This is a genomic window from Paranoxybacillus vitaminiphilus (assembly GCF_003259935.1).
Classification (GTDB): domain Bacteria; phylum Bacillota; class Bacilli; order Bacillales; family Anoxybacillaceae; genus Paranoxybacillus; species Paranoxybacillus vitaminiphilus.
In genome coordinates this window covers 189,925-215,619 of record NZ_QLMH01000002.1, presented here as the reverse complement: position 1 = coordinate 215,619, position 25,695 = coordinate 189,925, and the positions used below count along the sequence as shown (strand labels likewise).

Sequence of the window (25,695 nt, the reverse complement as noted above, 5' to 3'; positions counted from 1 at the left end):
AGCATATGTGCGCCTCTTTGCAGACAAATTTGAATATATCGCCCGCCTACGGTTGGAAGAATTGTTTGAAAAAAGCTCTGGGGAGGGACTTGTATGAAGTTACGAGATCACTATCAAGAAGCGGTGAAACTATTTCAACCGAAACCTTCCTATTTTTTTAATTCGCTAAAAGCTTTTTTTGTCGGCGGTTTCATTTGCGCAGTCGGTCAAGCGTTACAAAATCTTTATATAGAAATTTTTACACTACATATTTCGGTGGCACAACAGATGGTGCTTGGAACTTTCATTTTGCTTGCAACATTGTTAACAGGGATGGGAGTGTATGACAAAATTGGACAATTTGCCGGGGCTGGTTCGCTGATTCCAATCACCGGTTTTGCTAATTCATTAGCCAGCGCAGCTATTGAGCATCGCAGCGAAGGTATTGTTCTTGGAGTTGCCAGCAATATGTTTAAAGTGGCTGGTGCTGTTATTGTATATAGTGTTGTCATCGCCTATATTCTTGGCGTCATTCACTATTTATTTTCGACCTTATTCTAGCTTGAAGGAGGGAGCGGCGTGAAGCTTGTCGGAAAGCAAACATGGATATTTGAAAATGAAGTATACCTTCAAGCAGCGGCGACCGCTGTCGGACCAACGGAAACGGAAGGACCGCTTGGCGAACAATTTGATGTAACTTATCAAGATTTGTATTGCGGAGAAGATACTTGGGAGTTAGCGGAGCGGCGTTTAATGAAAGAAGCGGTGCAAATATGTTTAACGAAAGCAAAGTTAGAAATAAATGATATCGACTTTTTTTTAGCAGGAGATTTATTAAATCAAAATGTGACAGCGAATTATACAGCCCGCGATTTTCCGGTCCCGTTTTTATGCATGTTTGGTGCCTGTTCAACGTCAATGGAGACGTTAGCTGTAGCTGCGGCACTTGTCGACGGTAATTTTGCCAGACGAGTATTAACCGCGACAAGCAGCCATAACGCCACTGCAGAAAGGCAATTTCGCTATCCAACCGAATTTGGCGGACAAAAACCAAAAAGCGCCACCTTCACTGTAACCGGGGCCGGAGCGGCACTTGTTAGCCGGGAAAAAAGCCTGTTCCGCATTACCGCGGCAACCATCGGAAAAGTCGTTGATTTCGGGATGTACAACCCGCTTGATATGGGGGCAGCAATGGCGCCGGCTGCGGCATCGACGATTCGGCAGCATTTCCAAGATTTAAAAACTTCCCCGCAAGACTATGACTTCATTGTTACAGGCGATTTATCAGGAGTAGGCAGTCCGATTTTGCGGGAGTTGTTACGTGAAGAAGGATATGATCTTGCTGATAAGCATCGTGATTGCGGTTTGCTGATTTACCGGACGGACCAAGAAGTGTTTGCCGGAGGAAGCGGATGTGCTTGCTGCGCCGTTGTGACATACGGCCATTTATTAAAGGAAATGGAAAAAGGGAATTTGCGGAAAATTTTCGTTGTTGCAACAGGGGCATTGTTAAGTCCGACGATGATGCGGCAAAACGAATCTATACCTGCCATTGCTCATGGAGTGGTGTTAGAAGCGGTGAAGGGGGAAAAGTAATGGAATATATTTTTGCATTTTTGGTGGGCGGAATCATTTGTGTATTCGGTCAGATGGCAATGGATGTGTGGAAATTTTCACCGATTCATGTGATGAGTATGTTCGTTGTGCTAGGAGCCCTTCTTGGAAGCATCGGGGTGTATGATTGGCTCGTCTCTTTTGCTGGTGCCGGAGCCATCATTCCAATTAGCGGTTTTGGTTATGCGCTCATGGATGGAGTTGAAGCAAATATGCAAGAGAGCGGCTTGCTTGGCATTGGACCAGGAATGTTTGCCCAAACGGGTATCAGCCTTTCTGCGGCAATTTTGTTCTCTTTTCTCATTAGCTTGATTGTTAAGCCGAAAGGATAAGCAAAATGTAAAAAAGACAGGTCATATTAGTGACAGATGGTGATGAATTGGTGATATTGGAAAAATGGACTATAACGATCACATTCAATACGGCTCGCCTATTACAAGAAAAGCGGTAGAAATGATCCTCGAAAGGAGCGGGTACTATGGCAGCAAAGCAAAAAAATCATATACCAATTTCTGAAAAACTGAGTGACAATGAGAATTTTTTTAAAGAAAAAATCGGTGTAGGCACCAGCTTTGACTTAGGAATTCGCAAGCTGAAAGTGCTAAATAAAGAAGTACATATTTATTACTGCAATGGTCTTTGTGATACGCAGTTTATTATTGAATTGCTGAAAGAGATTGTTGATATTAACGATCATGAAAGACAGCGGGCGCAGGCGAAGCAAATTATTGAAAATCGTCTCGTTCATCAGCAAGTAACCCCTGTTGAAAATCTTGACGAAGCGGTTGACAAGCTTTTGTCAGGATTAATTGTCATTCTAATGGAAGGAGAATCAAGCGGATTTGTTGTCGATGTCCGCAGTTATCCGGGACGGCAGCCGCAAGAACCGGATACGGAAAAGGTTGTTCGCGGGGCGCGCGATGGCTATGTGGAAAATATTATCGTCAATACGGCATTAACGAGAAGACGGATTCGCGATGAGCGGCTGCGCTATGAAATTATTCAAGTTGGCGAACGTTCGAAAACGGATATATGCATCGCTTATATTAAAGACGTCGCCGACCCCGGTCTTGTTGAACTGATTAGAAAAGAATTGAAAGCAATTAAAATTGACGGTTTAACAATGGCGGATAAAACGATCGAGGAATTTTTAGTGAAGCAAGGATATAACCCGTACCCGCTTGTCCGCTATACCGAAAGACCGGATGTTGCCGCCACCCATCTTTTAGAAGGGCATGTCATTATCATGGTTGATACATCGCCGAGTGTCATTATTACGCCGACGACCTTTTTTCACCATGTACAGCATGCCGAGGAATATCGGCAGTCGCCGGCAATTGGGACATTTGTGCGCTGGGTGCGTTTTATCGGAATTTTCGTATCGATTTTTCTATTGCCGCTTTGGTATTTATTTGTCATCGAGCCGTCTTTGCTGCCGGAAAAACTTTCGTATATCGGTCCGAATGAAAAAACGAATATCCCTACCATTGTTCAATTGTTTATTGCTGATATCGGGGTGGAGTTTTTGCGTATGGCAGCGATTCATACGCCAACTCCTTTATCGACAGCGATGGGTTTAATTGCTGCGGTATTAATCGGAGAAATTGCGATTAATGTCGGATTGTTTGTGCCGGAAGTGATTCTTTATATTTCTGTTTCCGCCATTGGCTCATTTGCAACACCAAGCTATGAGTTAAGCATTGCGAATAAAATTGCCCGTCTGTTTCTTTTATTAGCGGTAGCTTTCTTTAAAGTGCCTGGCTTTGTGATTGGCGTAACGATTTATATATTGCTTTTAATACAAATTCGTTCATTGAATACTCCGTATTTATGGCCGTTTATTCCGTTTAACCCATCAGCGTTTTTGCAAATTCTCGTCCGCCGCTCTGTGCCCGGTTCAAAAGTAAGACCGAGCATTGTGCATCCGCAAAACCGTCAAAAACAGCCAACCTAATTTTGTAAAAAAACTAGTTGCAACTTTTTATAAGTTGTGATAATTTATACGTAATCTTTTTACCGCGGAAAAGGCAGTTAATCGTTGCTTGTTAACTGTCTTTTTTGATTTATATATGAATAAAAATTATTTTTTTTGAATATTTAATCTTATAGGAACGAGGGGTTGACATGTTTTTTCATGGGACAAGTCGCGTAAATGACAGAGGGCATTTGGAAATCGGCGGTGTCGATGTTATTGACTTAGCGAAAGAGTATGGCACGCCGTTATATATTTATGATGTTGCGTTAATTCGCGAACGTGCTCGTGCTTTTAAGCAAACGTTTGAAAAGCATGGTGTGAAAGCGCAAGTCGCTTACGCAAGCAAAGCGTTTTCAACAATGGCAATGGTGCAATTAGTAGAAGAAGAAGGGTTGTCGTTAGATGTTGTTTCTGGCGGCGAATTGTATACAGCGTTAAAGGCGGGATTTCCACCTGAGCGCATTCATTTCCATGGGAATAACAAAAGCTATGAGGAACTGGAAATGGCGCTTCAACATAAAATAGGCTGCTTTGTTGTCGATAATTTTTATGAATTGTCCCTTCTCGAACAGTTAAGCAAGCAGCATGGCGTGACAACTTCCATATTGCTAAGGGTAACGCCGGGAATTGAAGCGCATACACATGACTATATTTTAACAGGACAGGAAGATTCGAAATTTGGTTTTGATTTGAATAATGGCCAAGCGGATGAAGCGTTCGAAAAGGCATTGACATCTGAGTCTTTCAAAGTATTAGGGCTTCATTGCCATATCGGTTCGCAAATTTTTGAGACGACGGGATTTGTATTAGCGGCACAGAAAATGTTTAAGAAAATCGGGGATTGGAAAGAAAAATTCGGCTTTGTGCCGGAAGTTGTCAATCTTGGCGGCGGTTTCGGCATTCGCTATACGAACGAAGATGATCCGATTCCGGCTTCCGTGTATGTTGAACAAATTATTGCTGAAGTAAAGAAGCAAGTAGCAGAGCTTGGCATCGCCATGCCGGAAATTTGGATTGAGCCGGGGCGTTCGTTAGTCGGAGATGCCGGAACGACGATTTATTCGATCGGCTCGCGGAAAGAAGTGCCAAACGTCCGTCAATATGTAGCGGTGGATGGCGGCATGAGCGACAATATCCGTCCGGCCCTTTACGAAGCAAAATATGAGGCCGTACTCGCCAACCGTGTTCTTGATGAGAACGAAGAAGTTGTTTCTATTGCCGGAAAATGCTGTGAGTCGGGAGATATGTTAATTTGGGATTTGCCGCTTCCAAAAGCGCAGGCAGGCGATTACTTAGCCGTATTTTGCACAGGAGCTTACGGCTATTCAATGGCGAACAATTATAACCGCATTCCGCGTCCAGCTGTCGTATTCGTCGAAAACGGCCAAGCACAGCTCGTCGTCAAGCGGGAGACATATGAAGACTTAGTCAAATTGGATGTGCCGCTCAAGGCGAAAGTGAATAAATAAAAATAGAAAAGAGATTGTCTCAAATGTTCCTGGGTCAGACCCCACAATACAATCAATATATACATGTTGGATAAATGAACGATATATTATGAAACGTGCGTGAGGTCAGACCGTTATGAGACAGCCTTTTGAATAAATTGATCGTCATTCGCTCTTCAGCAAAAGCGATAATGATTGAAAATGGCTGCTTAACTAACAATAAAGCAACAAGAGCATTATACATTCTTATGCAGCTACTTGATGTTTATAGACTGAAAAATAGATTTTGAAGCGAGACTGTACAGACAGAGTGAGGCTGACCTAAAAGCAAAGGGTCAGACCTCACCATCATTATCCTAACAATGGATCAAAACTATACGCGTGAGGTCAGACATTATCGATCAGCCTCGGTATTTATGAGGCAGCCGCTATTGGTTTTGCTGCTTTTCTGAAGTAAACGCCTCTTTAATCGCATTCCAAATTTCTTTTAAAATGTCAATAATATTTTGAATAAACGTTTTTCCTTCTTCCGATTGCAAGAACGTCGAAAGTTTATCTTTTGCTTTGCTTAATTGGTCATTTACTTGGTTCCAGTCGATATTTAAATTTTTCATTTTGTTAAATAACGAAATTAAGCTGTTGATTTCGTCTTCTGTTAGCGTAATGCCTAACTCTTCGGCGATGCGTTCAATAAGGGCGCGCAAGTCTGCGTCGGTTTTTGGTGGATTTTTGGCGATTTCCTCTTTAATTCTTGTCAAAAGTGCTACAGCTTGATCATTACCGATTGATTCACCGAGTTTTGCTGTTTTAACCATTTCCTCATTGGCGACTTTTTTCACTTCATCAGGAATGATTTTGTCGGAAGAAACTTCATATGCCTTCATTAGCCCGGTCAACGCAGCCGTTCCGGAAACAGGGAAAGGGGCGGTAATATAAATTTTTGCGTCTTTTACCCCCGCAGTAATGAGGGCGTTTGTGTACATTTCTTCCGTTACCCATGTGATATTATTTGTTTCGACGTCAAGCCCTGAGCCTTTTGCACCGATTGTAATCATCGATGACGAAATCGCCTTTGTACCAATTTGCGCTTTTGGAATGACACCGCCAAGATATTTATGTTCTTCGGCGTTTGATACGGTAATGGTTTGTGCATTTTCTGGCGCCTTCATTTCATTTAACACTTGTTGTTTTTGTTGCTCTGTTAAGTTTTCACCTAATGTAATAATGACATCGCCCTCTGCTGCATCGGCAGCGGCAATCGCTGGATAGACAAGCAGGAGTGACGTTAATAACAATCCCGCAATGTTTCGCTTCAATATCATTACCTCCCTTTATTTATACATGATCCTTCGTTTCTACTTGTCCATTCTTATTGTACATAGAATATTTGGAATATAGAAGCGAAATATAGTAGAATAAAAAAAGCGCGTTTATTTAGACGATTCAAACAGGATGGAGGTTTCATGATGAAAAAAGCGTTAATTGAAATGGAAAACGGTGACCGCATCGTAATCGAGCTATTCCCGAATGAAGCACCGGGAACGGTGGCGAACTTTGAAAAATTAGCCAACGAAGGTTTTTATAACGGACTGACGTTCCATCGCGTCATTCCAGGCTTTGTTGCCCAAGGTGGATGCCCAAGGGGAAACGGGACTGGCGATGCTGGTTACACAATTAAGTGCGAGACAGACAACAATCCGCATAAACATGTGACTGGTGCTGTTTCAATGGCACATCGCGGCCGTGACACGGGAAGCTGCCAATTTTTCATCGTTCATGAACCGCAGCCGCATTTAGATGGGGTACATACGGTATTTGGACAAGTCATTGAAGGAATGGACGCTGTTTATCGCATTAAACAAGGCGATGTGATGAAAGAAGTAAAAGTTTGGGAAGAGCAATAACTTCTGGCGAAAAAAGACTTAACAGATTAGCGGCTGTTAAGTCTTTTTTTGTATAATGGAGCTAAGAGGTGAAAAAAATGAACCGCAGCAATTGGATTTTATTTTCCATTTTATTAGGAGCAAGTTTGATTTGGGGTGTGGTTTATTGGCTATTTATTGCGAGTTGATGAGCATCTCATCATAGACAAATGTTTTTATTGTGCTATAATGATAAAAAATTTAATATTGTTTATCCTTCGGGGCAGGGTGAAATTCCCGACCGGCGGTATTGAAACGAATTCGTTTCTCAGCCCGCGAGCCGTATAGGCACGATCCGGTGCGAATCCGGAGCCGACAGTATAGTCTGGATGGGAGAAGGATTATGCGCAGCACATTCAACATAAGCTGTTTTTTGCCCATGTTCGTTGCTGCGTCACATGTACACCAGTGACAGCGATAAGGGTGAAAAACAAGTTTGTCGGCCAATTTATTTGCAAGTTATAGTTGGTCGAGAAGCTATGTATACATAAAATAGCTTTCATACAATGAATGATGTGCTGTGATTTGACACGCGAAAAATGTCAATGAATAATCGTTCTTACATAATCCTGCCCTAGGACTTTTATCCTAGGGTTTTTTTATGCAGAAAGGAGGCGTCAATGTGAAACGGGATGAATATTATATGCGATTTGCGATCGAACTAGCTAAAGCGGGAATCGGACAAACGTCTCCTAATCCAGTCGTCGGTGCGGTCGTTGTGAAAAACGGTGAAATCGTTGGATTTGGCGCACATTTAAAGGCGGGTGAGCCGCATGCAGAAGTCCATGCGCTGTGTATGGCAGGTGAGAAGGCGAAAGATGCTGACGTGTATGTGACGCTTGAGCCATGCAGCCATTACGGCAAAACGCCGCCATGTGCGGATTTGCTTATTGAAACAGGGGTTAAACGCGTGATCATCGCGACAACTGACCCGAATCCGCTTGTTGCCGGAAAAGGCATCGCCAAGCTGCGCCAAGCAGGGATTGAAGTCGATGTCGGCATTTTAAAACAAGAAGCAGATGAGCTTAATCAAGTTTTCTTTCACTATATCGCGACAAAAACGCCATTTGTTACGTTGAAATATGCAAGCAGCTTAGATGGAAAAATTGCGACAAAAACGGGAGAAAGCAAATGGATTACCTCGGAAGCGGCGCGGCGTGATGTTCATCGTTATCGCCATCTGCATGATGCGATCCTTGTCGGTGTCAATACGGTGATTGCTGACAATCCAAGTTTAACGGTACGGCATGTAGAAGGGGGAAAAAACCCGATCCGCATCATTTTAGATACACATTTGCGCACGCCTCTCGATGCGAACGTCGTTAACGATGGGGAAGCAGAAACATGGATTGTTGTCGGCAGCGGGGTAAAAGAGGAGAAAATCGCGCAATACAGCGGGAAACATGTGCAAATTATCAAAATGAATCAACCTAAAATCGTCATTGATGAGTTGTTAAAGGTGCTTGGAGAGAAACAGGTTACTTCTTTATTTGTTGAAGGCGGGGCCGAGGTGCACGGCAGTTTTATTGAAGCAAAAGCGGTTAATCAAGTGATTGCTTATATTGCGCCGAAAGTCATCGGCGGAAAAGATGCTCCTGCTCCGATTGGCGGCAGCGGTTTTGCGCAAATGGCAGATGTGATGAATTTGAAAATCAAAAGCGTCGAAACGATTGGCCCGGATTTAAAAATCGTTGCTTTGCCTATTACAGATGAAAAGGATGAGGAATGATGTTTACGGGAATTATTGAGGAAGTCGGTACAATCGAACAAATGAAGCAATCAGGAGAAGCGATTGTTTTGACAATTGGTGCCCGCAAAATTTTAGAGGATGTGAAACTTGGTGACAGCATTGCCGTCAACGGTGTTTGCTTAACGGTCACTTCATTTACTACACAATCGTTTACCGTCGATGTTATGCCGGAAACGGTTAGAGCGACTTCACTAAGGACGCTAAAACGCGGATCGAAAGTGAATCTTGAGCGGGCGATGGCGGCAAACGGCCGCTTTGGTGGTCATTTCGTTTCCGGACATGTTGATGGAGTCGGAGAAATTATTCGCAAAGAGCCGGTTGCCAATGCTGTGTATTACGAAATTAAAGTTCCAAAAGAGTTACGAAAATATATGATTTTCAAAGGATCAGTTGCGGTCGACGGGACAAGTTTAACGATTTTTGGTTTGACGGATGATACGTTTACGATTTCCCTCATTCCACATACCCGAGCAGAAACGATTTTAGGAGACAAACAAGTCGGCGATATCGTGAATATAGAATGTGACGTCATAGGTAAATATGTCGAACAGTTTATAAAAGGAAAAAAAGGTGAGCAACCTAAGTCAAACATTACGCTCGAATTTTTAGAAGAGCATGGATATAAGTAAACTCAAAGGGGGGAACGATATGTTTAACACAATTGAAGAAGCGATTTATGAACTCATGCAAGGAAAAGTGATTATCGTTTGTGATGATGAAGATCGAGAGAACGAGGGAGATTTTGTCGCATTAGCGGAAAAAGCGACACCTGAAGTGATTAACTTTATGATTACTCATGGCCGCGGGCTTGTATGTGTACCAATTACGGAAGAGCTGGCCGATAAGCTGGAATTACACCCAATGGTCAATCATAATACAGATCCGCACAGCACCGCTTTTACTGTCAGCATCGACTATAAAACAACAACAACAGGCATTAGTGCGTTTGAACGTTCGGCGACGATTCAAGCGCTGTTAGACCCGAATACTAAGGCAAGCGATTTTAAGCGGCCGGGTCATGTGTTTCCGCTTGTGGCCAAAAACGGAGGAGTGTTGCGCCGCGCCGGACATACGGAAGCAGCCGTTGACTTGGCGCGGCTTTGCGGAGCAAAACCAGCGGGGGTTATTTGTGAAATTATTAAGGAAGACGGAACAATGGCAAGGGTGCCGGATTTACGGAAAATCGCCGATGAATTTGATTTAAAAATGATTACGATTAAAGATTTAATCAAATATCGCAACCGAAAAGAAAAATTGGTGAAGCGCGAAGTGGAAATTACGCTGCCGACGGAATTTGGCGAGTTTCGCGCCATTGGCTATACAAACTCCGTAGACAATAAAGAGCATGTCGCGCTTGTCAAAGGAGAAATCATTCCAGATGAGCCCGTTCTTGTTCGCGTTCATTCTGAATGCTTAACAGGAGATGTATTCGGTTCGCACCGCTGCGATTGCGGACCGCAGCTTCATGCGGCGCTTCGGCAAATCGAAGAAGAGGGCCGCGGCATTCTTTTATACATGCGTCAAGAGGGCCGCGGTATCGGCTTAATCAACAAATTGCGCGCCTATAAGCTTCAGGAACAGGGATATGATACGGTGGAAGCGAATGAAAAACTCGGTTTTGCTCCTGATTTGCGTGATTATGGCATCGGAGCGCAAATTTTAAAAGATTTAGGTGTGACAAAAATGCGCTTGTTGACAAACAACCCGCGCAAGATTGCCGGATTAAAAGGGTACGATTTAGAAGTGGTCGAGCGTGTGCCGCTGCAAATGCCAATGAAAAAGGAAAATGAACGATATTTAAAGACAAAATACGAAAAGTTAGGACATATGTTACACTTTTAAGGAAATTGTTGTAGAGACACAAAAATTTTTGTATTATGAAAGCGATTAGCCATCTTGTACTAGTTGATGGTTCGACAATAGGAGGATGGATGGAATGATGAAGGTAATAGAAGGAAATTTAGTGGGTACAGGGTTGAAAATTGGTATTGTTGTTTCACGTTTTAATGAATTTATTACAGGTAAATTGTTATCTGGCGCGATGGATGGTTTAAAGCGTCACAGTGTTGACGAAAATGATATCACAGTGGTTTGGGTGCCAGGTGCATTTGAAATTCCGTTAATGGCGAAAAAAATGGCGGAATCAGGAAAATTCGATGCAGTCATTACATTGGGAGCGGTTATTAGAGGGGCAACAAGCCATTATGACTATGTTTGCAATGAGGTGGCAAAAGGTGTGTCACATGCTGCTTTATCAACAGGCACACCGGTCATTTTTGGCGTCTTAACGACAGATACGATTGAACAAGCGATTGAACGAGCGGGCACAAAAGCCGGCAATAAAGGATGGGAAGCAGCTGTAAGTGCAATCGAAATGGGAAATGTTCTTCGTTCTTTTGCATAAAAATATAAAGAAGTCTTTCACTCATCAAAACCTTTCAGCGTTTTGCTTGAAGTGGAAAATAAATTGCAGTTCATCATAGCGAATGTATGGGGCTGATCCAAAAGCAAAGTGTTAGCCTCCGCAACACAATATATGGGACATAGCATTTGATAAATGAACGATATATTGTGAAATCCACATGCGGTCAGACGCTTATGGGCAGCCCGAGCGGCAGATATATGTAAAGCTGTTTTTGTATGGTATTCATCGTAAGTCGTTTAGAATCCCCGCTCAAGGGGAGTTCACAATCGGAAAAATAACGTTTATAATACCTAATTAGAAAATGACTGAGCTGCTTTTCTGGATTGAAGAAAAGTCTTGTCAGTAATGAGGGATTATTTATGCTTATTCGTTATCGAAAAAATTATGAAAAAATTGCGATGGGGCTTCTTTCATTCATGCCTTCGGAGAAAGACTTAAAAAAGCTCCAGCAAACGATTAAAAACTATGAAGTAAACGATGACTGGCAACTGTTTTTATGGAAAGAAGACGATGATATTATTGGAATTATCGGCATTTTGCTTCTTGATGACAGAATTGCTGAAATTCAGCACATTAGTGTAAATCCTTCACACCGTCATCAAGGAATCGGAAAGCAAATGGTCAAAGCATTAAAAGAGATGTTTCCGCAATATGAGTTTCGAGCAAATGCATTTACGGCAGCTTTTATCGATAGGTGTGAATGATAAGAGGCTGACTTTTATTGGTCAGCCTCTTTCTTTTTTTCTCTAAGCTTTTTTCGCCTCTCGCGTTCCTCGATTACGTCTGTGCGGTCACGCAGTTTATGTTTATGAAGAAGATATTCATTGGAAAGATCGCTTTCTTTTCCCCATTGCAACTGAAGCTGTTTACAAAGATTTTGACACATTTCGAACAATGTTGCATCTTTAATAGGTAAATTCATGCTTGCATATGGAAGCCGATGTTCAATGTCTTTGCTGCGTTTTTCAAGCTGCTGCACCAATTTTGGAAAATCCATGCCTAATTTTTCTATAGCTTCTTGTTCCTTATAAGCCAACAAAAGCGCTTTTTTCATCATGCGCTCTGCACCTTTCCAATTTTGACGGCGGTGATGATAAAGAGCGACGGCAATTTGAATCAAAGCGACCCAAACTTGTTGTCGGTTTTCGGGTGGTTCTTTTTTCCAATATTCTTCCAAAATTTCATGACACTCAAAATAATCACGATCCGTATGAAAGTGAAGAAGAAAGTCAACATACGCTTTTGGATACATGGGTTGTTCTCTCCTAACGCCAATTAGTTGTATTCGTATTGTATCATAAAATCATGAAAAATTTTGTTGGACAATGATTTAATATCATCTATACTACTTAAGGATAGTGTATTTGGAATTGGTGGGATGAACGTGCAGTACAACGTAAAAATTGATGCGTTTGAAGGACCGCTTGATTTATTATTGCATCTCATTAACCGCTATGAAATTGATATTTACGATATTCCTGTAGCGGAAATTACCGAGCAATATATGGCGTATATTCATGCAATGCAAGAGTTGGAGTTGGATATTGCAAGCGAATATTTAGTGATGGCAGCTACGCTTTTAGCGATTAAAAGCAAGATGCTGCTTCCTAAACATGAAGAAGAACCGCTTGACGATGAGATAGAACCATTTACAGAAGACCCTCGTGAAGAATTGATGCAGCGTTTGCTTGAATATAAAAAATATAAAGAAGCGGCACGTGAGTTGAAAAAACGTGAAGAGGAGCGATCGCTTTTATTTACAAAACCACCGAGCGATTTAAGCGTCTATGCGTCAAAAATCAACGCCCAAAACCGCCCGCTCGATGTAAATATATACGATATGCTCGGTGCTTTATCAAAGTTATTGCGCCGCAAAAAGCTGCAAAAACCGCTGCATACCAAAATTACAAAACAAGAGATTTCACTTGAAAAACGAATGGATGAGATTTTAAAAGAGTTAAAAAAAGAGAAAAGACGAAAAAATTTCAATGAGCTTTTTCCTTATTATGACCGCGGACATATTGTAGTGACGTTTTTAGCAATTCTTGAGTTAATGAAAAAAAATCTGATTATTATTGAGCAGGAAAGAAACTTTGCTGATATTTTCATCTCTAGCAACGAAGGAGTGAAAGCGGATGGAGATGAATGACTATAAAGCGATCGTCGAAGGGTTATTATTTGCTGCCGGAGATGAGGGACTTTCGCTGCCGCAAATTGCTTTAGTGCTGGAGCTGAGCGAGGAACAGACGCTTCAAATTATCGAAGAGCTAAAAAAAGATTGCCAGCAAGCGTATCGCGGTATTGAAATAAACGAGATAGCAGGGACATTTCAGCTGACAACGAAAAAAGAACATGCGCCTTATTTAAAGAAATTAGTAGAGTCGCCAGGTTCATCTTCTTTGTCGCAGGCGGCGCTAGAGACGCTTGCGATTATTGCATACCGGCAGCCGATTACAAGGGCGGAAATTGAGGAAATCCGCGGTGTCAAAAGCGACAAACCGCTGCAAACATTAATCGCCAAGGCGCTCATCAAGGAAGTTGGAAGAGCAGAGGGAACAGGCCGCCCGATTCTTTACGGTACAACAAAAGAGTTTCTTGATTATTTTGGATTAAAAACGATTGAAGAACTGCCGCCGCTTCCAGAAATGGCTGAGGAACAAGAACGTGAGCAGGAAGCTGATTTGTTCTTTGAAAAATTCGCAGAAAATTTCGGTGAATTGAAATAATTTTCGCATCATTTGCTATATTATATGTTAAGATAATAGTAAACTTTTGAAATGCTGCCACGGTCTAAGGGGTGTTGATATGCTAATTCGGCGATGTAAAGGTTATGAATTGGAAAAAGCGCAACCGAATACGTCTGAAGATTTTTTTAACCGCTCCGAAGTGACGTTCGTGGAAGACGGAAATGAAAAGACGTTGCACGTGTTATATGTGCGCTATTTTGATGAGTTGTTTCCGTCATTTACTCCATACGAACAAGACCCCATTTTTACGGTGGGTCAGCGTGAGGTATGTTTTAAAGATATTGTTGCTTTAGTTTGTTTATTAAAAAATCCAGGCTTTCGTCATCGTAAACGGGTCTACATTAACTCGGAGAAAGAGTTTCAGTGCTATTTTGAGCATGTTGAGTTTGACAAGCTGCCAGAGATTTTTTCCGCCATCGAAATGAATAACGGCTATGAACTAAAATCGCCGCTTTTGTTTATCAAACAGCCATCTTAAGCGGTTACGGAGGGTTATGTATGGGAAATACAATCGTACTTAATCAAATGAAGCAAGTGGAAGCATTTTTACAGCAAACTGTTGAAACGATTTCTGATTATTTAAACAACACAACAATTACAAGTTTGTTAAATGAACAAGCGGACGGCGATAAAGCCTACTATGAATTGCTTCTTTCTGATTTGCGCCGCCTTGTTGTATATTGTGAAGAAGGATTGGAAGCATGCCGCGTTGTTCTTCATGATGAGCCGTTCCGTAAAGCGGCTGCGGAAAAAACGCTGTATCGCATTTATCATTCGTGCATAGAGGAATTTTTTGCCCCAAAAAATGAGGGATGGTATGAAGACAGCCGTTCGGCTTATACGGGACGCAACTCGATTAAATTCCGGCAAACGCCTCCGCCTTCGCTGAAAAACTTGATTGCATCGCTTGAAAGCGGCTTTCAAACGATTCGCGAAGAATTAGAGTTTTATGAAACGGATTACCGAACAAAGATAATTCAGTCGAAATAAAGAGAGGACAGAAGAGGCTGACTCATAAGTGTCTAACCTCGCATGCATTTCACAATATATAGTTTGTTCTATATATTGTGTTGTGAGATCTGACACTTTGTTTTGGGGCAGCCTCTTCCATATTTTCATGCCTTTCTTTTTCAGTTTCGTCTCTGTTCAACCGGGTTCGTCATTTCATTGCATCTGGATATTCTGCCGCATCTAACCTCTATAGCCATCATGGTGCAGCAGATGAACATTAGGAACGTTTTTCCTTTCATGTTCAAACGTCTGCATCTCTTTTTCATGAAGATGAAACACTTTCTCTTCAAGCGCATATGATTATGATATCGCTATGAACATTTAGGAGGAGGTTTTTTTGTGGAACAACAAGCTCTGTTTCAACAGTACATTGATGAAGTGTTAGCTTGGAGTGAACAGATGAAGGAAGTGTTTCGCGGACAGAAGGAAACAACACTGTATGAGGAGTTAGAAGCATTAACGGACGTGATTCGGGCGAACGATGGTGAATGGACGGAAACGTTTATCTATTCCCTTCAGGAAACGGTCGATAAGCTGCATAGAAATGCAAATGAGCTAACGGATGTAAGACAGCAGGTGCAGCGCGTTCCTAGCGGAGGACACAAGCTCCCGCCGCTTCCGTATGCATATGAAGCTTTAGAACCGTATATCTCCCGTGAAATAATGAGACTGCATCATACGAAACACCATCAAAGCTATGTCGACGGGTTGAATCAAGCGGAAAAAATGATGCAAAAAGCGCGGGAAACAAATGATTACAGCCTTTTAAAACATTGGGAACGCGAAGCGGCGTTTCATGGCTCCGGACACTATTTGCATACGATTTTTTGGAGCAATATGACACCAAATGGCGGGGGAAAACCGAGCGGAGAACTGCTTCAGCAAATCAATCGGGATTTCGGAAGTTTTGAAAAGTTTAAAAAGCATTTTACCGAAGCGGCAGACAAGGTGGAAGGTGTCGGCTGGGCATTGCTTGTATGGTCGCCGCGTTCACGCCGTCTTGAAATCTTACAGACGGAAAAACATCAGTTGATGACGCAATGGGATACGATTCCGTTACTCGTATTAGATGTTTGGGAGCATGCGTATTATTTGCAATATAAAAACGACCGCGCCGCTTATATTAACAATTGGTGGAACATTGTGAACTGGCGGTATGTAGAGCAACGATTTAAGGAAGCAAACAAATTGCGCTGGCAGCCGTATTAATTGTCATCGAGTCTGGCTCAAAAGGATAAGAGCAAGCCTCTTTACGCATTGTCTTAACTAACATTTACATAAGTGATATTCAGCATGAGGAACATGAATTTCGAACATCCTCAATGGCGTTTATAATTCTGCGTTTCTTTGTAACTTGTACATTTCTATTCATATCAAAGGTTTTTGCGCATAAACTTGTACAAAACGGCAAAAGGGATGGGATTACATGTTACTAGGGAAACGCTCTTTTTTTGTTATGATTGCGCTCATGCTGTTTTTTTCATGTATTCCGGAACAAACAGTGTCCGCACGTTCGGTAAGCGCTCAAAGTGCTATTTTAATAGAACAGACATCAGGGAGAGTACTGTTTGAAAAAGATGCCCGTACGAAGCGACGAATCGCAAGCATTACAAAAATTATGACGGCGATTTTAGCGATTGAATCGGGAAAAATGGAGGAAATCGTCACTGTCAGCAATCGGGCTGTTCGCGCGGAAGGCTCGTCCATTTATTTAAAGCCGAATGAAAAGATTAAGCTGAAACATTTAGTGTACGGTCTTATGCTCCGCTCCGGAAATGACGCAGCCGTTGCGATTGCCGAGCATGTCGCTGGCAGCGTTGAAGGTTTTGTGTTTTTAATGAATCAAAAGGCAGCGGAAATTGGCATGACGAATACGGAGTTTGCCAATCCGCACGGTTTGGACGATGCGGAAAACCATTATTCGACCGCTTACGATATGGCGCTGTTAATGCGTTATGCGATGCAAAACAAGGAGTTTCGCAACATTTCCGGAACAAAAGTTTATCGCGCGCCCAATCCCGATGAAAGATGGGACAGAGTATGGCGCAACAAAAATAAATTGCTGACAAATCTTTATGACTATTGCACGGGCGGAAAAACGGGATATACAAAGCGGGCGAAACGTACCCTTGTCACCACCGCTTCTAAGGAAGGATTAAATTTGATTGCCGTGACATTAAATGCACCTGACGACTGGAATGACCATATTGCGCTGTATGAATACGGATTTGACAACTATGTTTTGGCAAAAGTCGACGATGGACGAATTGTAAAAAATATTAAAGACCGCTTTTATCGTAAAAAGGTCATAGCAAACCGCGACTTTTTATATCCTGTGACGAAAGATGAGCTGGAGAATTTGCGGATCGAAATCAAACTGCTGAAACCGAAGCGGAAAGAATGGGAAAATGAAGACAACGTGCCGCGTATAGTTGGAAAAGCCATGCTGTACTTGGACGATGAGGTTGTTGATGAAATGCCGTTGTTCTATGAAAGCAAGCATGAAGAAACGACGAAAAAATCGGTATGGGACATATTCAGCTTTTTAGGTGTGGGCGAAAATGGTTAATATCATTTGGGTAATGATGGCGCTGATTGGGATTGTGTTTGCCGCAGTGAACGGTACGATGGACGAAGTTAATGCGGCAATTTTTAAGGGAGCAAAAGAAGCGGTTACAATCAGCATTGGAATGATCAGTATTTTAGTGTTTTGGTTAGGTTTGATGAAGATTGCCGAAGAAGCCGGATTGTTAAAAGCATTAGGGACGCTCGCCAAACCGATTGTTAAGCGTTTATTTCCGGAAGTGCCGCCTAACCATCCGGCGATGGGGTATATCGTTTCCAATATGATTGCGAACATGTTTGGGCTCGGAAATGCAGCGACACCGATGGGGATTAAGGCGATGGAAGAACTAAAAAAATTAAACGGCAATAAAGACGTTGCAAGCCGCTCGATGGTGACATTTTTAGCGATTAACACATCAAGCATTACTCTTATTCCGGCCACGGTGATTTCGATTCGGATGACGTATGGCTCCGCCGCACCGGGAGAAATCATCGGCACAACATTAGTCGCATCTGCTTTAGGGACAATCGGTGCGGTTTTTATTGACCGTTACTATTATTGGAAACGAAGCCGTAGAGGGGGGAGGTAACCGTGAATTTCGTCCAGCTCGTTTCAATATGGTTAATCCCGGTGACAATCGGGTTGATTCTTCTCTACGGTACATTCAAGAAAGTACCAACCTATGAAGCGTTTGTTGAAGGCGGTAAGGAAGGGATTGAAATCGCTTTTTCTGTTATTCCGTATTTAGTCGGCATGCTCGTATCGATCTCGATTTTTCGTGCTTCCGGGGCGCTTGACTATTTTATGAACTTTCTTGAACCCGCCATTCATCTTATTGGAATTCCTGCTGAAGTTGTTCCGCTGGCGATGATCAGAACGATTTCCGGCAATGCGGCATTAGGAATGACAACGGATTTAATTGCCACATATGGACCGGATTCATTCATTGGCAGGCTTGCTTCCACGATTCAAGGCAGCACGGAAACAACGTTGTATGTGTTAACGGTTTATTTTGGCGCTGTCGGCATTAAAAAAATGGGGGATGCCCTAAAAGTCGGAATCTTGGCGGATATCCTTAGTTTTATTCTTTCTTTTCTTGTTGTATTATTAGTATTCGGAAGATAAAAAGTAACCTATCATTAGGTTGCTTTTTTATTTTGCTAAAATAACAGCGATTATGGTAAAAATAGATGGGATAGAATGCTTGTATATTTAAAACGGAAACAGTAAGATGATTGAAGAGGTGAATAGGATGGAACGATTGCAGAAAGTGATCGCACACTCAGGTATTGCATCACGAAGAAAAGCGGAAGAACTCATTTTGCAAGGAAAAGTAAAGGTAAACGGGAAGGTCGTAACAGAGCTTGGCGTGAAAGTAAGCTCTCAAGATAAAATTGAAGTAAACGGCATTCCTGTTGAAAGAGAAGAACCTGTTTATTATCTTCTCTATAAACCGCGCGGCGTTATCTCAAGCGTGAAAGATGATAAAGGAAGAAAAGTCGTCACTGACTTTTTGAAAGATGTGGACAAGCGGATTTATCCAATCGGCCGTTTAGACTACGATACATCGGGATTGTTGCTGCTAACAAACGATGGCGAGTTTGCCAACCTGTTAATGCATCCGCGCTATGAAATTGAGAAAGTGTATATTGCGAAAGTGAAAGGAATACCGACGCGTGAGCAATTAAAGCAGCTCGAAAAAGGGATTCTTCTTGAGGATGGCATGACAGCACCGGCAAAAGTGAAAATGCTTTCATTAGACAAACGCAAACAAACAGCGATCATTGAAGTTCGCATTCATGAAGGACGCAATCGTCAAGTGCGCCGCATGTTTGAGGCGATTGGACACCGCGTGATGAAATTGAAACGCGAGCGTTACGCATTTCTTGACTTAAAAGGATTAAATCCGGGGGAATATCGCGAGTTGTCCCCTCATGAAGTGAAACAGCTCCGCGCGCTTGCGTTATCGGGCGGACATAAGTAACCCGCCCATTTTGTCACACAACCTTCAAATAATTTTCATTATTGAAACAGTGAGTATTGGTATAATGAACAATGGGATATTTTAATCTATTGGTTTTGGGAGAGTAGACTCATGAAAAAACAACGTCTTTTGCTGCGAACGGTTATTTTAATACTGCTGTTAGGAGCGGTCGGTTATACAATTTATGCGAACTTTTTTACAGAAAAAACAAGAGTAACCGTCGGTTCGGAAGCACCTGATTTTGTTTTAACAGATTTAAACGGTAAAAAACATCGTTTATCGGATTATCGCGGCAAAGGTGTGTTCCTTAACTTCTGGGGAACATGGTGTAAGCCGTGTGAAAAAGAAATGCCTTATATGAACAGGCAATATCAGGTGTATAAAAATCAAGGAGTTGAGGTTATTGCCGTCAACGTTGGTGAGCCGGAATTGGCGGTAAGAAAATTCGCAGAACGCTTCGATTTAAAATTCCCGATCGTCATTGACCAGCAGGACCAAGTCATGAATGCCTATGACATTGATCCATTGCCGACAACATTTTTAATCGATAAGGATGGAAAAATCGTCAAAATTATAACAGGAACAATGACGGAAAGCATGGTTCAACAATATATGGAAAGCATTAAACCGTAGGGAGTTTTTAATATGGAAAAAGTAAAATGTGAATGTGGTCATGTCAATCCGCACGGAACCGTTTTATGTGAGTCATGCGGGAAACCGATTGCAGAAGATTCAACAAAAAAACTGCTGGATATGCGCTATGAAGGAAGCGCACGCCGCTCGCAAACATATAATAAAACGATAGTTGATAAAATTTGGAATTTCTTTTCATCTGTAAAGGTTGGAGTATGGCTCATTGTCATTACGTTATTAGCGTCTGCGATTGGCACGATTTATCCGCAGGAAATGTACATTCCGCCGAACGTTACGCCGGCGGAATATTATGAAGATCAGTATGGCTGGACGGGAAAGCTTTATTATGAACTCGGATTTCATAACCTGTACGGCTCATGGTGGTACATGCTGTTAATTGCATCAATTGGTGTGTCGCTTGTCATTTGCAGTCTTGACCGTGTCGTTCCGCTGTATCGCGCTTTAAAAAACCAAGGTGTTGTGCGCCATGAAACATTTTTGCGCCGCCAGCGTCTGTTCAGCGCTTCAAAAGTGGACAACTATGACAAGCTTTTTGCTGAGGTAAAGGAAAAGCTGGCAAAACGCCGCTATCATATCCGTGAAGAGAATGGTAACATTTTAGCGGAAAAAGGCCGCTTCTCGCGCTGGGGACCGTATGTCAATCATATCGGTTTAATCATCTTTTTAATTGGTGCGATGCTTCGCTTCGTACCAGGGATGTATGTCGATGAAGTATTATGGATTCGCGAAGGCGAGACGAAAGAAATTCCGGGAACAAACGGAAAATACTTTTTAAAAAATGAGAAATTTACGTTTGAAGTCTATGAAAAAGATAAAGAAAAAGAGGTGTTCCAAGAGGCGATTGACCGCGTCGGCAGCGGCATGGTGGCAAAAAACTATCAGTCCGATGTTGTGCTGTATGAGCGCGTCGGGCCTATCGTGCCAGGGGAAGAACCAAAATTAAAGAAAGTAAAAGATTATAAGATTCGCGTCAATGAACCGCTCAAATATGACCATTATGCATTGTATCAGGTTGATTTTAAAATGAATGAACCGAATAAAATGTCGTTTCACTTAGTTGATAAAAAAACAAATGAACAATTCGGTCTTGTAACCGTTGATTTGCGCAATCCGCAATCTGCGTATGATTTAGGAAACGGATATCGTGTCGAACTTTTAAGCTATTTTCCGGATTTCTATTTTGACGAGAATGGCAATCCAGCGACAAAATCAAAAATTCCCAACAATCCGGCATTTGTCTTTAAAATGATGACTCCTGACAAACCGGAAGGAGAAGTAAGCTTTGTAGCCATTCGCCAAACGATTGAGCCTTTCGGTGACAATCAATATAAAATGGCGTTTGCCGGCCTTGAGACGAAAAATGTTTCTGGACTCACTGTGCGTCGCGACTTCACACTTTGGATTCTTGGAGTAGGCGGAACGATTTTTATGATTGGACTTATTCAAGGAATGTATTGGAATCACCGCCGTATTTGGCTCAAGCATGTCAACGGTGAAGTGCTGTTTGCAGCACACACGAACAAAAACTGGTACGGCTTAAAAAATGAAATCAGGCAAATCATTGACGGCACAGAACTTGTAATGCCGGTTGACCAAGTGGAAGAAGCGAAAAAAGGAGCGCGAGGAGGGGATGACAGTGGCGCAGCTAAGTAGTACATTGCTTTATATCGCCTTTGTCTTATATTTGCTCGGCACGGTTTTTTTTGGCGGTGCGATTCGCGATAAAAAAGCGAAACGCAGCACGAACCGCGCGGCAACGATTGGAATTGCGATCACGATAATCGGATTTATTGCCCAGTTAGGATATTTCATTACAAGATGGATCGCCGCAGGACATGCCCCTGTCAGCAACTTGTTTGAATTTACGACATTTTTCGGCATGATGCTTGTCGGCGCCTTTATTGTCATTTATTTTATTTATAAAATAAGCATATTAGGTTTATTCGCTTTACCTGTTGCGATTTTAATCATTGCCTATGCAAGCATGTTTCCGCGGGAAATTTCTCCGCTCATTCCGGCATTGCAAAGCGACTGGCTGCATATTCACGTAACGACAGCGGCGGCTGGAGAAGCGATTCTTGCGATCAGCTTCGTTGCAGGGCTCATTTATTTGATTCGCGTCGTTGATCAATCAAAGCCAAGCAAGCGTACATTCTGGCTCGAATTTATTCTTTTCTGTTTAATAAGTACGCTCGGCTTTGTGCTTGTGTCGACATCCTTTAAAGCGGCTGATTATGAGGCAAAATTTACATGGATTGATAAAAACGGTAAAGAGGCGGAAACGGTGTATGAAATGCCGGCATTAGTCGGCCCTCATAAAGGAGAACTGCAAACGGCCGATCGCTTTGAACCAATCGTTGAAATGCCGGCCATTATTAATGCGAAAAAGTTAAATACCGTCATTTGGTCGTTAATGGGAGGATTTGTTTTATATTGGCTGCTGCGCCTTATTTTGCGCAAGCGGATTGCCGCTAGTTTACAGCCTTTAGTCAAAAATGTTAACTTGGATTTAACCGATGAAATTGGCTATCGTGCGGTGGCGATCGGTTTTCCTGTCTTTACGCTGGGTGCGCTTATTTTTGCGATGATTTGGGCGCAAATTGCCTGGACCCGCTTTTGGGGCTGGGATCCGAAGGAAGTATGGGCATTAATCACATGGCTCTTTTATGCAGCCTTTTTGCATCTTCGTTTATCAAAAGGATGGCACGGTGAAAAATCGGCTTGGCTTGCGGTCATTGGTTTTGCGATTATCATGTTTAACCTAGTGGCTGTAAATTTAGTAATTGCTGGATTGCATTCGTATGCAGGAACATAATAATAACGGAAGAGGCTGACCCAAAGCAAAATGTCAGATCCCATGACACAATATATAGGACATAATATAAAATGGACTATATATTGTGAAATACATGTGAGGTCAGACGCTTGTGGGTCAGCCCCTTTTTCCATATTTGTCGAAGAATCCATAGAAGGGAAGTCCGCACTTTTGTAAAATAAACAATGGAGGGATATTCATCATGGAGAATAAGCAAATTAAAATTTTAGTCGTCGACGATGAAGAGCGTATTCGCCGTTTGTTAAAAATGTATTTGGAGCGGGAAGAATATGCCATTGAAGAAGCGGATAACGGAGATGACGCGTTAACGATGGCACTCGAAAACGATTATGACTTAATTTTGCTCGATTTAATGCTCCCGGGCAAAGATGGTATTGACGTATGCAAGGAAATTCGCGAAAAGAAAGCGACACCGATCATTATGTTGACGGCAAAAGGAGAAGAGGCAAACCGCGTGCAAGGCTTTGAAGCAGGTACGGACGATTATATTGTCAAACCGTTCAGTCCGCGCGAAGTAGTGCTCCGCGTCAAAGCGCTGTTGCGCCGTGCCGCTAATTCTACATATATTCAGACGAATACAATAGCGAAGGATGTGCTCGTTTTTCCGCACTTAACGATCGATAATGATGCGCACCGCGTGATGGCGGATGGCAAAGAGGTCAGCTTGACGCCGAAAGAATATGAATTGCTTTTATTTTTAGCGAAATCCCCTGACAAAGTGTTTGACCGCGAACAGTTATTGAAGGAAGTCTGGCATTATGAATTTTTTGGCGATTTGCGGACAGTCGACACGCATATTAAACGTCTGCGCGAAAAATTAAATAAAGTTTCTCCAATTGCCGCGAAAATGATTGTAACGGTTTGGGGAGTAGGCTATAAGTTTGAGGTTGTGAACGAATGATTGTGTTTTGGCGCAGTGTTGTTGGGAAACTTTGGTTTACTATTCTTTTGCTTGTTTCGTTTGTTTTGTTTATTTTAACTATTCTATTATTAAAGTTTTTTGAGAACTACCATGTGGAAGAAGAAGAAAAAAAGTTGACCCAATTAGCGACAAAAGTAGCGGCAGTGATGGAGGAATATGAAGATCAGAAACTCGGCCGCTCGATTGCCTGGCGGCTTGTAGATGATATATCGAAAGCCGTGATTATTGCCGATGACGAGCATTATTGGTATTCGCCAGATAATAAAAAGCTGGCCGATATCCCATTAACATTTATTAAGAAAGATCCGGATTTAGCGAAAGTATTTACGGAACGAAAAAAAGTGCATAAAAAAACGTATTTGCCTAATATTCAATTAGGAAATGACCGCTATAGCGAATTATTAATTGTCGGTGTGCCGCTTAAGATGGAAAACGGGAAGAATGGTGCGGTCTTTATTTATCAGTCGCTTAAGATTGTTGAAGATACGACAAGGCATACAACGAAATTTATTTTTCTGGCCGCGTTTATCGCCATCATCTTAACAACGATTTTTGCGTTTTTCTTGTCAACGAGAATTACTGCCCCGCTTCGAAAAATGCGCCAGGCTGCTTTTGAAATGGCGCGCGGAAAGTTTGATACGAAAGTGCCGATTTTAACACATGATGAAATCGGGGAGCTTGCCATGGCGTTCAATCAAATGGGGCGCCAACTGCAATTTAATATGAATGCCTTAAACCAAGAAAAAGAGCAGTTATCCAGCATTTTAAGCAGCATGGCTGATGGAGTCATCACCTTTAACCGCAATGGAGAAATTTTAATTACGAATCCTCCGGCAGACCGATTTCTTCAAGCTTGGTATTACGAGCAAGGATGGCAGGCGAACGAGATGGCACAGCTGCCCCCGCAAGTCAATGATTTATTTGCCCGCGTTGTTTCTGAAGAAAAGGAACAAATGACGGAGATCACCCTCCAAGGGCGCAGCTGGGTGATTTTAATGACACCGCTTTATAATAAAACAGTGATTCGCGGTGCTGTTGCTGTTTTGCGCGATATGACGGAAGAACGTCGTTTGGACAAATTGCGCAAAGATTTTATCGCCAATGTTTCTCATGAGCTGCGCACGCCGATTGCGATGCTTCAAGGATATAGCGAGGCGATCATTGATGACATCGCTGCTTCTGAAGAAGAGAAAAAAGAATTGGCGAAAGTGATTTATGATGAATCACTAAGAATGGGCCGCCTTGTGAACGATTTATTAGATTTGGCGCGCATGGAAGCAGGGCATATTACCCTAAATTATGAGACGGTCGAGCTTGGGCCTTATATCGAGCGGATTATTCGCAAGTTTCAAGGGATGGCAAAAGAAAAACATGTTCATTTGTCATGTGAAATAAAAGAACGAGACATGATGGTGCAGTTAGACCCTGATCGCATCGAACAGGTGTTGACGAACTTAATTGATAATGCGATTCGTCATACAGACGCGGGCGGATCCGTCAATGTCATGGCTGAACGAAGCGGGGATGGTATCCAAGTTCAAGTTCAAGATTCCGGTTCCGGCATTCCGGAAGAAGACTTGCCGTTTGTGTTTGAACGCTTTTACAAAGCGGATAAAGCAAGAACCCGCGGCCGTTCAGGCACAGGGCTTGGCCTTGCGATTGCGAAAAACATTGTCGAAGCTCATAAAGGAACGATTTCCGTGCATAGTAAACTGCATGAGGGAACAACGTTTACGTTTTATTTGCCGGGTAAAAAAGCAGAAACGAGATAGTGAGCGGCAATGCAAGAAATCTGAAACAAAACAGCCCCGGGGCTGACCTATAGGTGTCTGACCTCACGTATAATCCACAATATATCATTC

Annotated in this window: 27 protein-coding genes, 1 pseudogene and 1 riboswitch; of the genes and pseudogenes, 26 read left to right on the top strand and 2 right to left on the bottom strand. The window is 42.4% G+C overall.

The annotated features are described in order from the left end of the window. Positions 1-93: 93 nt before the first annotated feature. From spoVAC to lysA, 6 genes and pseudogenes are all read left to right on the top strand, one after another. Positions 94-540 carry a stage V sporulation protein AC gene (gene spoVAC / locus B0I26_RS03585; RefSeq protein WP_111644099.1) on the top strand — a complete coding sequence of 149 codons (447 nt, stop codon included), beginning with the start codon at positions 94-96 and terminating at the stop codon, positions 538-540. A gap of 18 nt (positions 541-558) precedes the next feature. After that, positions 559-1,575, top strand: a complete 1,017-nt coding sequence (spoVAD, locus tag B0I26_RS03580; RefSeq protein ID WP_111644098.1) for a stage V sporulation protein AD — start codon at positions 559-561, stop codon at positions 1,573-1,575. Beyond that, positions 1,575-1,925: a stage V sporulation protein AE gene (gene spoVAE / locus B0I26_RS03575; protein WP_111644097.1), complete on the top strand. Its 351-nt coding sequence runs from the start codon at positions 1,575-1,577 to the stop codon at positions 1,923-1,925. Before spoVAD ends, spoVAE begins: the two co-directional genes overlap by 1 nt. A gap of 46 nt (positions 1,926-1,971) precedes the next feature. Continuing rightward, positions 1,972-2,109 (top strand): annotated as a pseudogene (locus B0I26_RS03570) (stage V sporulation protein AE); the annotation flags it as partial. Further along, positions 2,072-3,547, top strand: a complete 1,476-nt coding sequence (locus tag B0I26_RS03565; RefSeq protein ID WP_111644096.1) for a spore germination protein — start codon at positions 2,072-2,074, stop codon at positions 3,545-3,547. The pseudogene B0I26_RS03570 and the gene B0I26_RS03565, both read left to right, overlap by 38 nt. 170 nt (positions 3,548-3,717) lie before the next feature. Next, positions 3,718-5,037 (top strand): diaminopimelate decarboxylase, encoded by a 1,320-nt coding sequence (lysA, locus tag B0I26_RS03560; protein WP_111644095.1) that lies wholly within the window; start codon positions 3,718-3,720, stop codon positions 5,035-5,037. 407 nt (positions 5,038-5,444) lie between these two features. On the opposite strand, the gene B0I26_RS03555 is transcribed toward lysA, so the two are convergent. Continuing rightward, positions 5,445-6,332 carry a DUF1002 domain-containing protein gene (locus B0I26_RS03555; protein WP_111644094.1) on the bottom strand — a complete coding sequence of 296 codons (888 nt, stop codon included), beginning with the start codon at positions 6,330-6,332 and terminating at the stop codon, positions 5,445-5,447. A gap of 147 nt (positions 6,333-6,479) precedes the next feature. Here B0I26_RS03555 and B0I26_RS03550 point away from each other — a divergent pair, with 147 nt between their 5' ends. From B0I26_RS03550 to B0I26_RS03525, 6 genes are all read left to right on the top strand, one after another. Then, the gene (locus tag B0I26_RS03550) at positions 6,480-6,920 is read left to right on the top strand and encodes a peptidylprolyl isomerase (RefSeq protein ID WP_111644093.1); all 441 of its coding nucleotides are present in this window, start codon (positions 6,480-6,482) and stop codon (positions 6,918-6,920) included. 228 nt (positions 6,921-7,148) lie between these two features. Further along, a riboswitch (FMN riboswitch) is annotated at positions 7,149-7,283 on the top strand. Positions 7,284-7,560: 277 nt separating this feature from the next. Continuing rightward, on the top strand, positions 7,561-8,667 hold the full coding sequence (ribD, locus tag B0I26_RS03545) for a bifunctional diaminohydroxyphosphoribosylaminopyrimidine deaminase/5-amino-6-(5-phosphoribosylamino)uracil reductase RibD (protein ID WP_111644092.1): 1,107 nt from the start codon (positions 7,561-7,563) through the stop codon (positions 8,665-8,667). Further along, entirely contained in the window at positions 8,667-9,317 is a 651-nt protein-coding gene (ribE, locus tag B0I26_RS03540; protein WP_111644091.1) for a riboflavin synthase, read from the top strand. Before ribD ends, ribE begins: the two co-directional genes overlap by 1 nt. A gap of 19 nt (positions 9,318-9,336) precedes the next feature. Beyond that, entirely contained in the window at positions 9,337-10,530 is a 1,194-nt protein-coding gene (locus B0I26_RS03535; RefSeq protein ID WP_111644090.1) for a bifunctional 3,4-dihydroxy-2-butanone-4-phosphate synthase/GTP cyclohydrolase II, read from the top strand. Between the two features lie 97 nt (positions 10,531-10,627). Next, positions 10,628-11,092, top strand: a complete 465-nt coding sequence (gene ribH / locus B0I26_RS03530; protein ID WP_111644321.1) for a 6,7-dimethyl-8-ribityllumazine synthase — start codon at positions 10,628-10,630, stop codon at positions 11,090-11,092. Between the two features lie 380 nt (positions 11,093-11,472). Continuing rightward, entirely contained in the window at positions 11,473-11,817 is a 345-nt protein-coding gene (locus tag B0I26_RS03525; protein WP_111644089.1) for a GNAT family N-acetyltransferase, read from the top strand. Positions 11,818-11,831: 14 nt separating this feature from the next. On the opposite strand, the gene B0I26_RS03520 is transcribed toward B0I26_RS03525, so the two are convergent. After that, positions 11,832-12,365: a DUF309 domain-containing protein gene (locus B0I26_RS03520; RefSeq protein ID WP_111644088.1), complete on the bottom strand. Its 534-nt coding sequence runs from the start codon at positions 12,363-12,365 to the stop codon at positions 11,832-11,834. Positions 12,366-12,491: 126 nt separating this feature from the next. Between B0I26_RS03520 and B0I26_RS03515 the strand changes: the two genes are divergently transcribed. From B0I26_RS03515 to B0I26_RS03450, 14 genes are all read left to right on the top strand, one after another. Then, positions 12,492-13,262: a segregation/condensation protein A gene (locus B0I26_RS03515; RefSeq protein WP_111644087.1), complete on the top strand. Its 771-nt coding sequence runs from the start codon at positions 12,492-12,494 to the stop codon at positions 13,260-13,262. Then, positions 13,249-13,839: an SMC-Scp complex subunit ScpB gene (scpB, locus tag B0I26_RS03510; RefSeq protein WP_111644086.1), complete on the top strand. Its 591-nt coding sequence runs from the start codon at positions 13,249-13,251 to the stop codon at positions 13,837-13,839. Before B0I26_RS03515 ends, scpB begins: the two co-directional genes overlap by 14 nt. Positions 13,840-13,918: 79 nt before the next feature. Next, positions 13,919-14,338 (top strand): hypothetical protein, encoded by a 420-nt coding sequence (locus B0I26_RS03505; RefSeq protein ID WP_111644085.1) that lies wholly within the window; start codon positions 13,919-13,921, stop codon positions 14,336-14,338. 20 nt (positions 14,339-14,358) lie between these two features. Further along, positions 14,359-14,850, top strand: a complete 492-nt coding sequence (locus B0I26_RS03500; RefSeq protein WP_111644084.1) for a YpuI family protein — start codon at positions 14,359-14,361, stop codon at positions 14,848-14,850. 360 nt (positions 14,851-15,210) lie between these two features. Beyond that, a complete protein-coding gene (locus tag B0I26_RS03495; protein WP_111644083.1) occupies positions 15,211-16,080 on the top strand; it encodes a superoxide dismutase in 870 nt (289 codons plus the stop codon). Positions 16,081-16,297: 217 nt separating this feature from the next. Next, entirely contained in the window at positions 16,298-17,440 is a 1,143-nt protein-coding gene (locus B0I26_RS03490; RefSeq protein WP_111644082.1) for a D-alanyl-D-alanine carboxypeptidase family protein, read from the top strand. Beyond that, positions 17,433-18,026 (top strand): nucleoside recognition domain-containing protein, encoded by a 594-nt coding sequence (locus B0I26_RS03485; RefSeq protein ID WP_111644081.1) that lies wholly within the window; start codon positions 17,433-17,435, stop codon positions 18,024-18,026. The genes B0I26_RS03490 and B0I26_RS03485 overlap by 8 nt, the downstream gene beginning before the upstream one ends. A 2-nt stretch (positions 18,027-18,028) precedes the next feature. Continuing rightward, a complete protein-coding gene (locus B0I26_RS03480) occupies positions 18,029-18,562 on the top strand; it encodes a spore maturation protein (RefSeq protein WP_111644080.1) in 534 nt (177 codons plus the stop codon). A gap of 127 nt (positions 18,563-18,689) precedes the next feature. Beyond that, positions 18,690-19,421, top strand: a complete 732-nt coding sequence (gene rluB, locus B0I26_RS03475; RefSeq protein WP_111644079.1) for a 23S rRNA pseudouridine(2605) synthase RluB — start codon at positions 18,690-18,692, stop codon at positions 19,419-19,421. A gap of 111 nt (positions 19,422-19,532) precedes the next feature. Continuing rightward, entirely contained in the window at positions 19,533-20,054 is a 522-nt protein-coding gene (resA, locus tag B0I26_RS03470; RefSeq protein WP_111644078.1) for a thiol-disulfide oxidoreductase ResA, read from the top strand. 12 nt (positions 20,055-20,066) lie between these two features. Beyond that, the gene (gene resB / locus B0I26_RS03465; RefSeq protein WP_111644077.1) at positions 20,067-21,728 is read left to right on the top strand and encodes a cytochrome c biogenesis protein ResB; all 1,662 of its coding nucleotides are present in this window, start codon (positions 20,067-20,069) and stop codon (positions 21,726-21,728) included. After that, positions 21,706-22,890, top strand: a complete 1,185-nt coding sequence (ccsB, locus tag B0I26_RS03460; RefSeq protein WP_281268671.1) for a c-type cytochrome biogenesis protein CcsB — start codon at positions 21,706-21,708, stop codon at positions 22,888-22,890. Before resB ends, ccsB begins: the two co-directional genes overlap by 23 nt. 202 nt (positions 22,891-23,092) lie before the next feature. Further along, on the top strand, positions 23,093-23,812 hold the full coding sequence (locus B0I26_RS03455; protein ID WP_111644075.1) for a response regulator: 720 nt from the start codon (positions 23,093-23,095) through the stop codon (positions 23,810-23,812). Then, entirely contained in the window at positions 23,809-25,605 is a 1,797-nt protein-coding gene (locus B0I26_RS03450) for an ATP-binding protein (RefSeq protein ID WP_111644074.1), read from the top strand. Before B0I26_RS03455 ends, B0I26_RS03450 begins: the two co-directional genes overlap by 4 nt. The last annotated feature ends 90 nt before the right edge of the window (positions 25,606-25,695 follow it).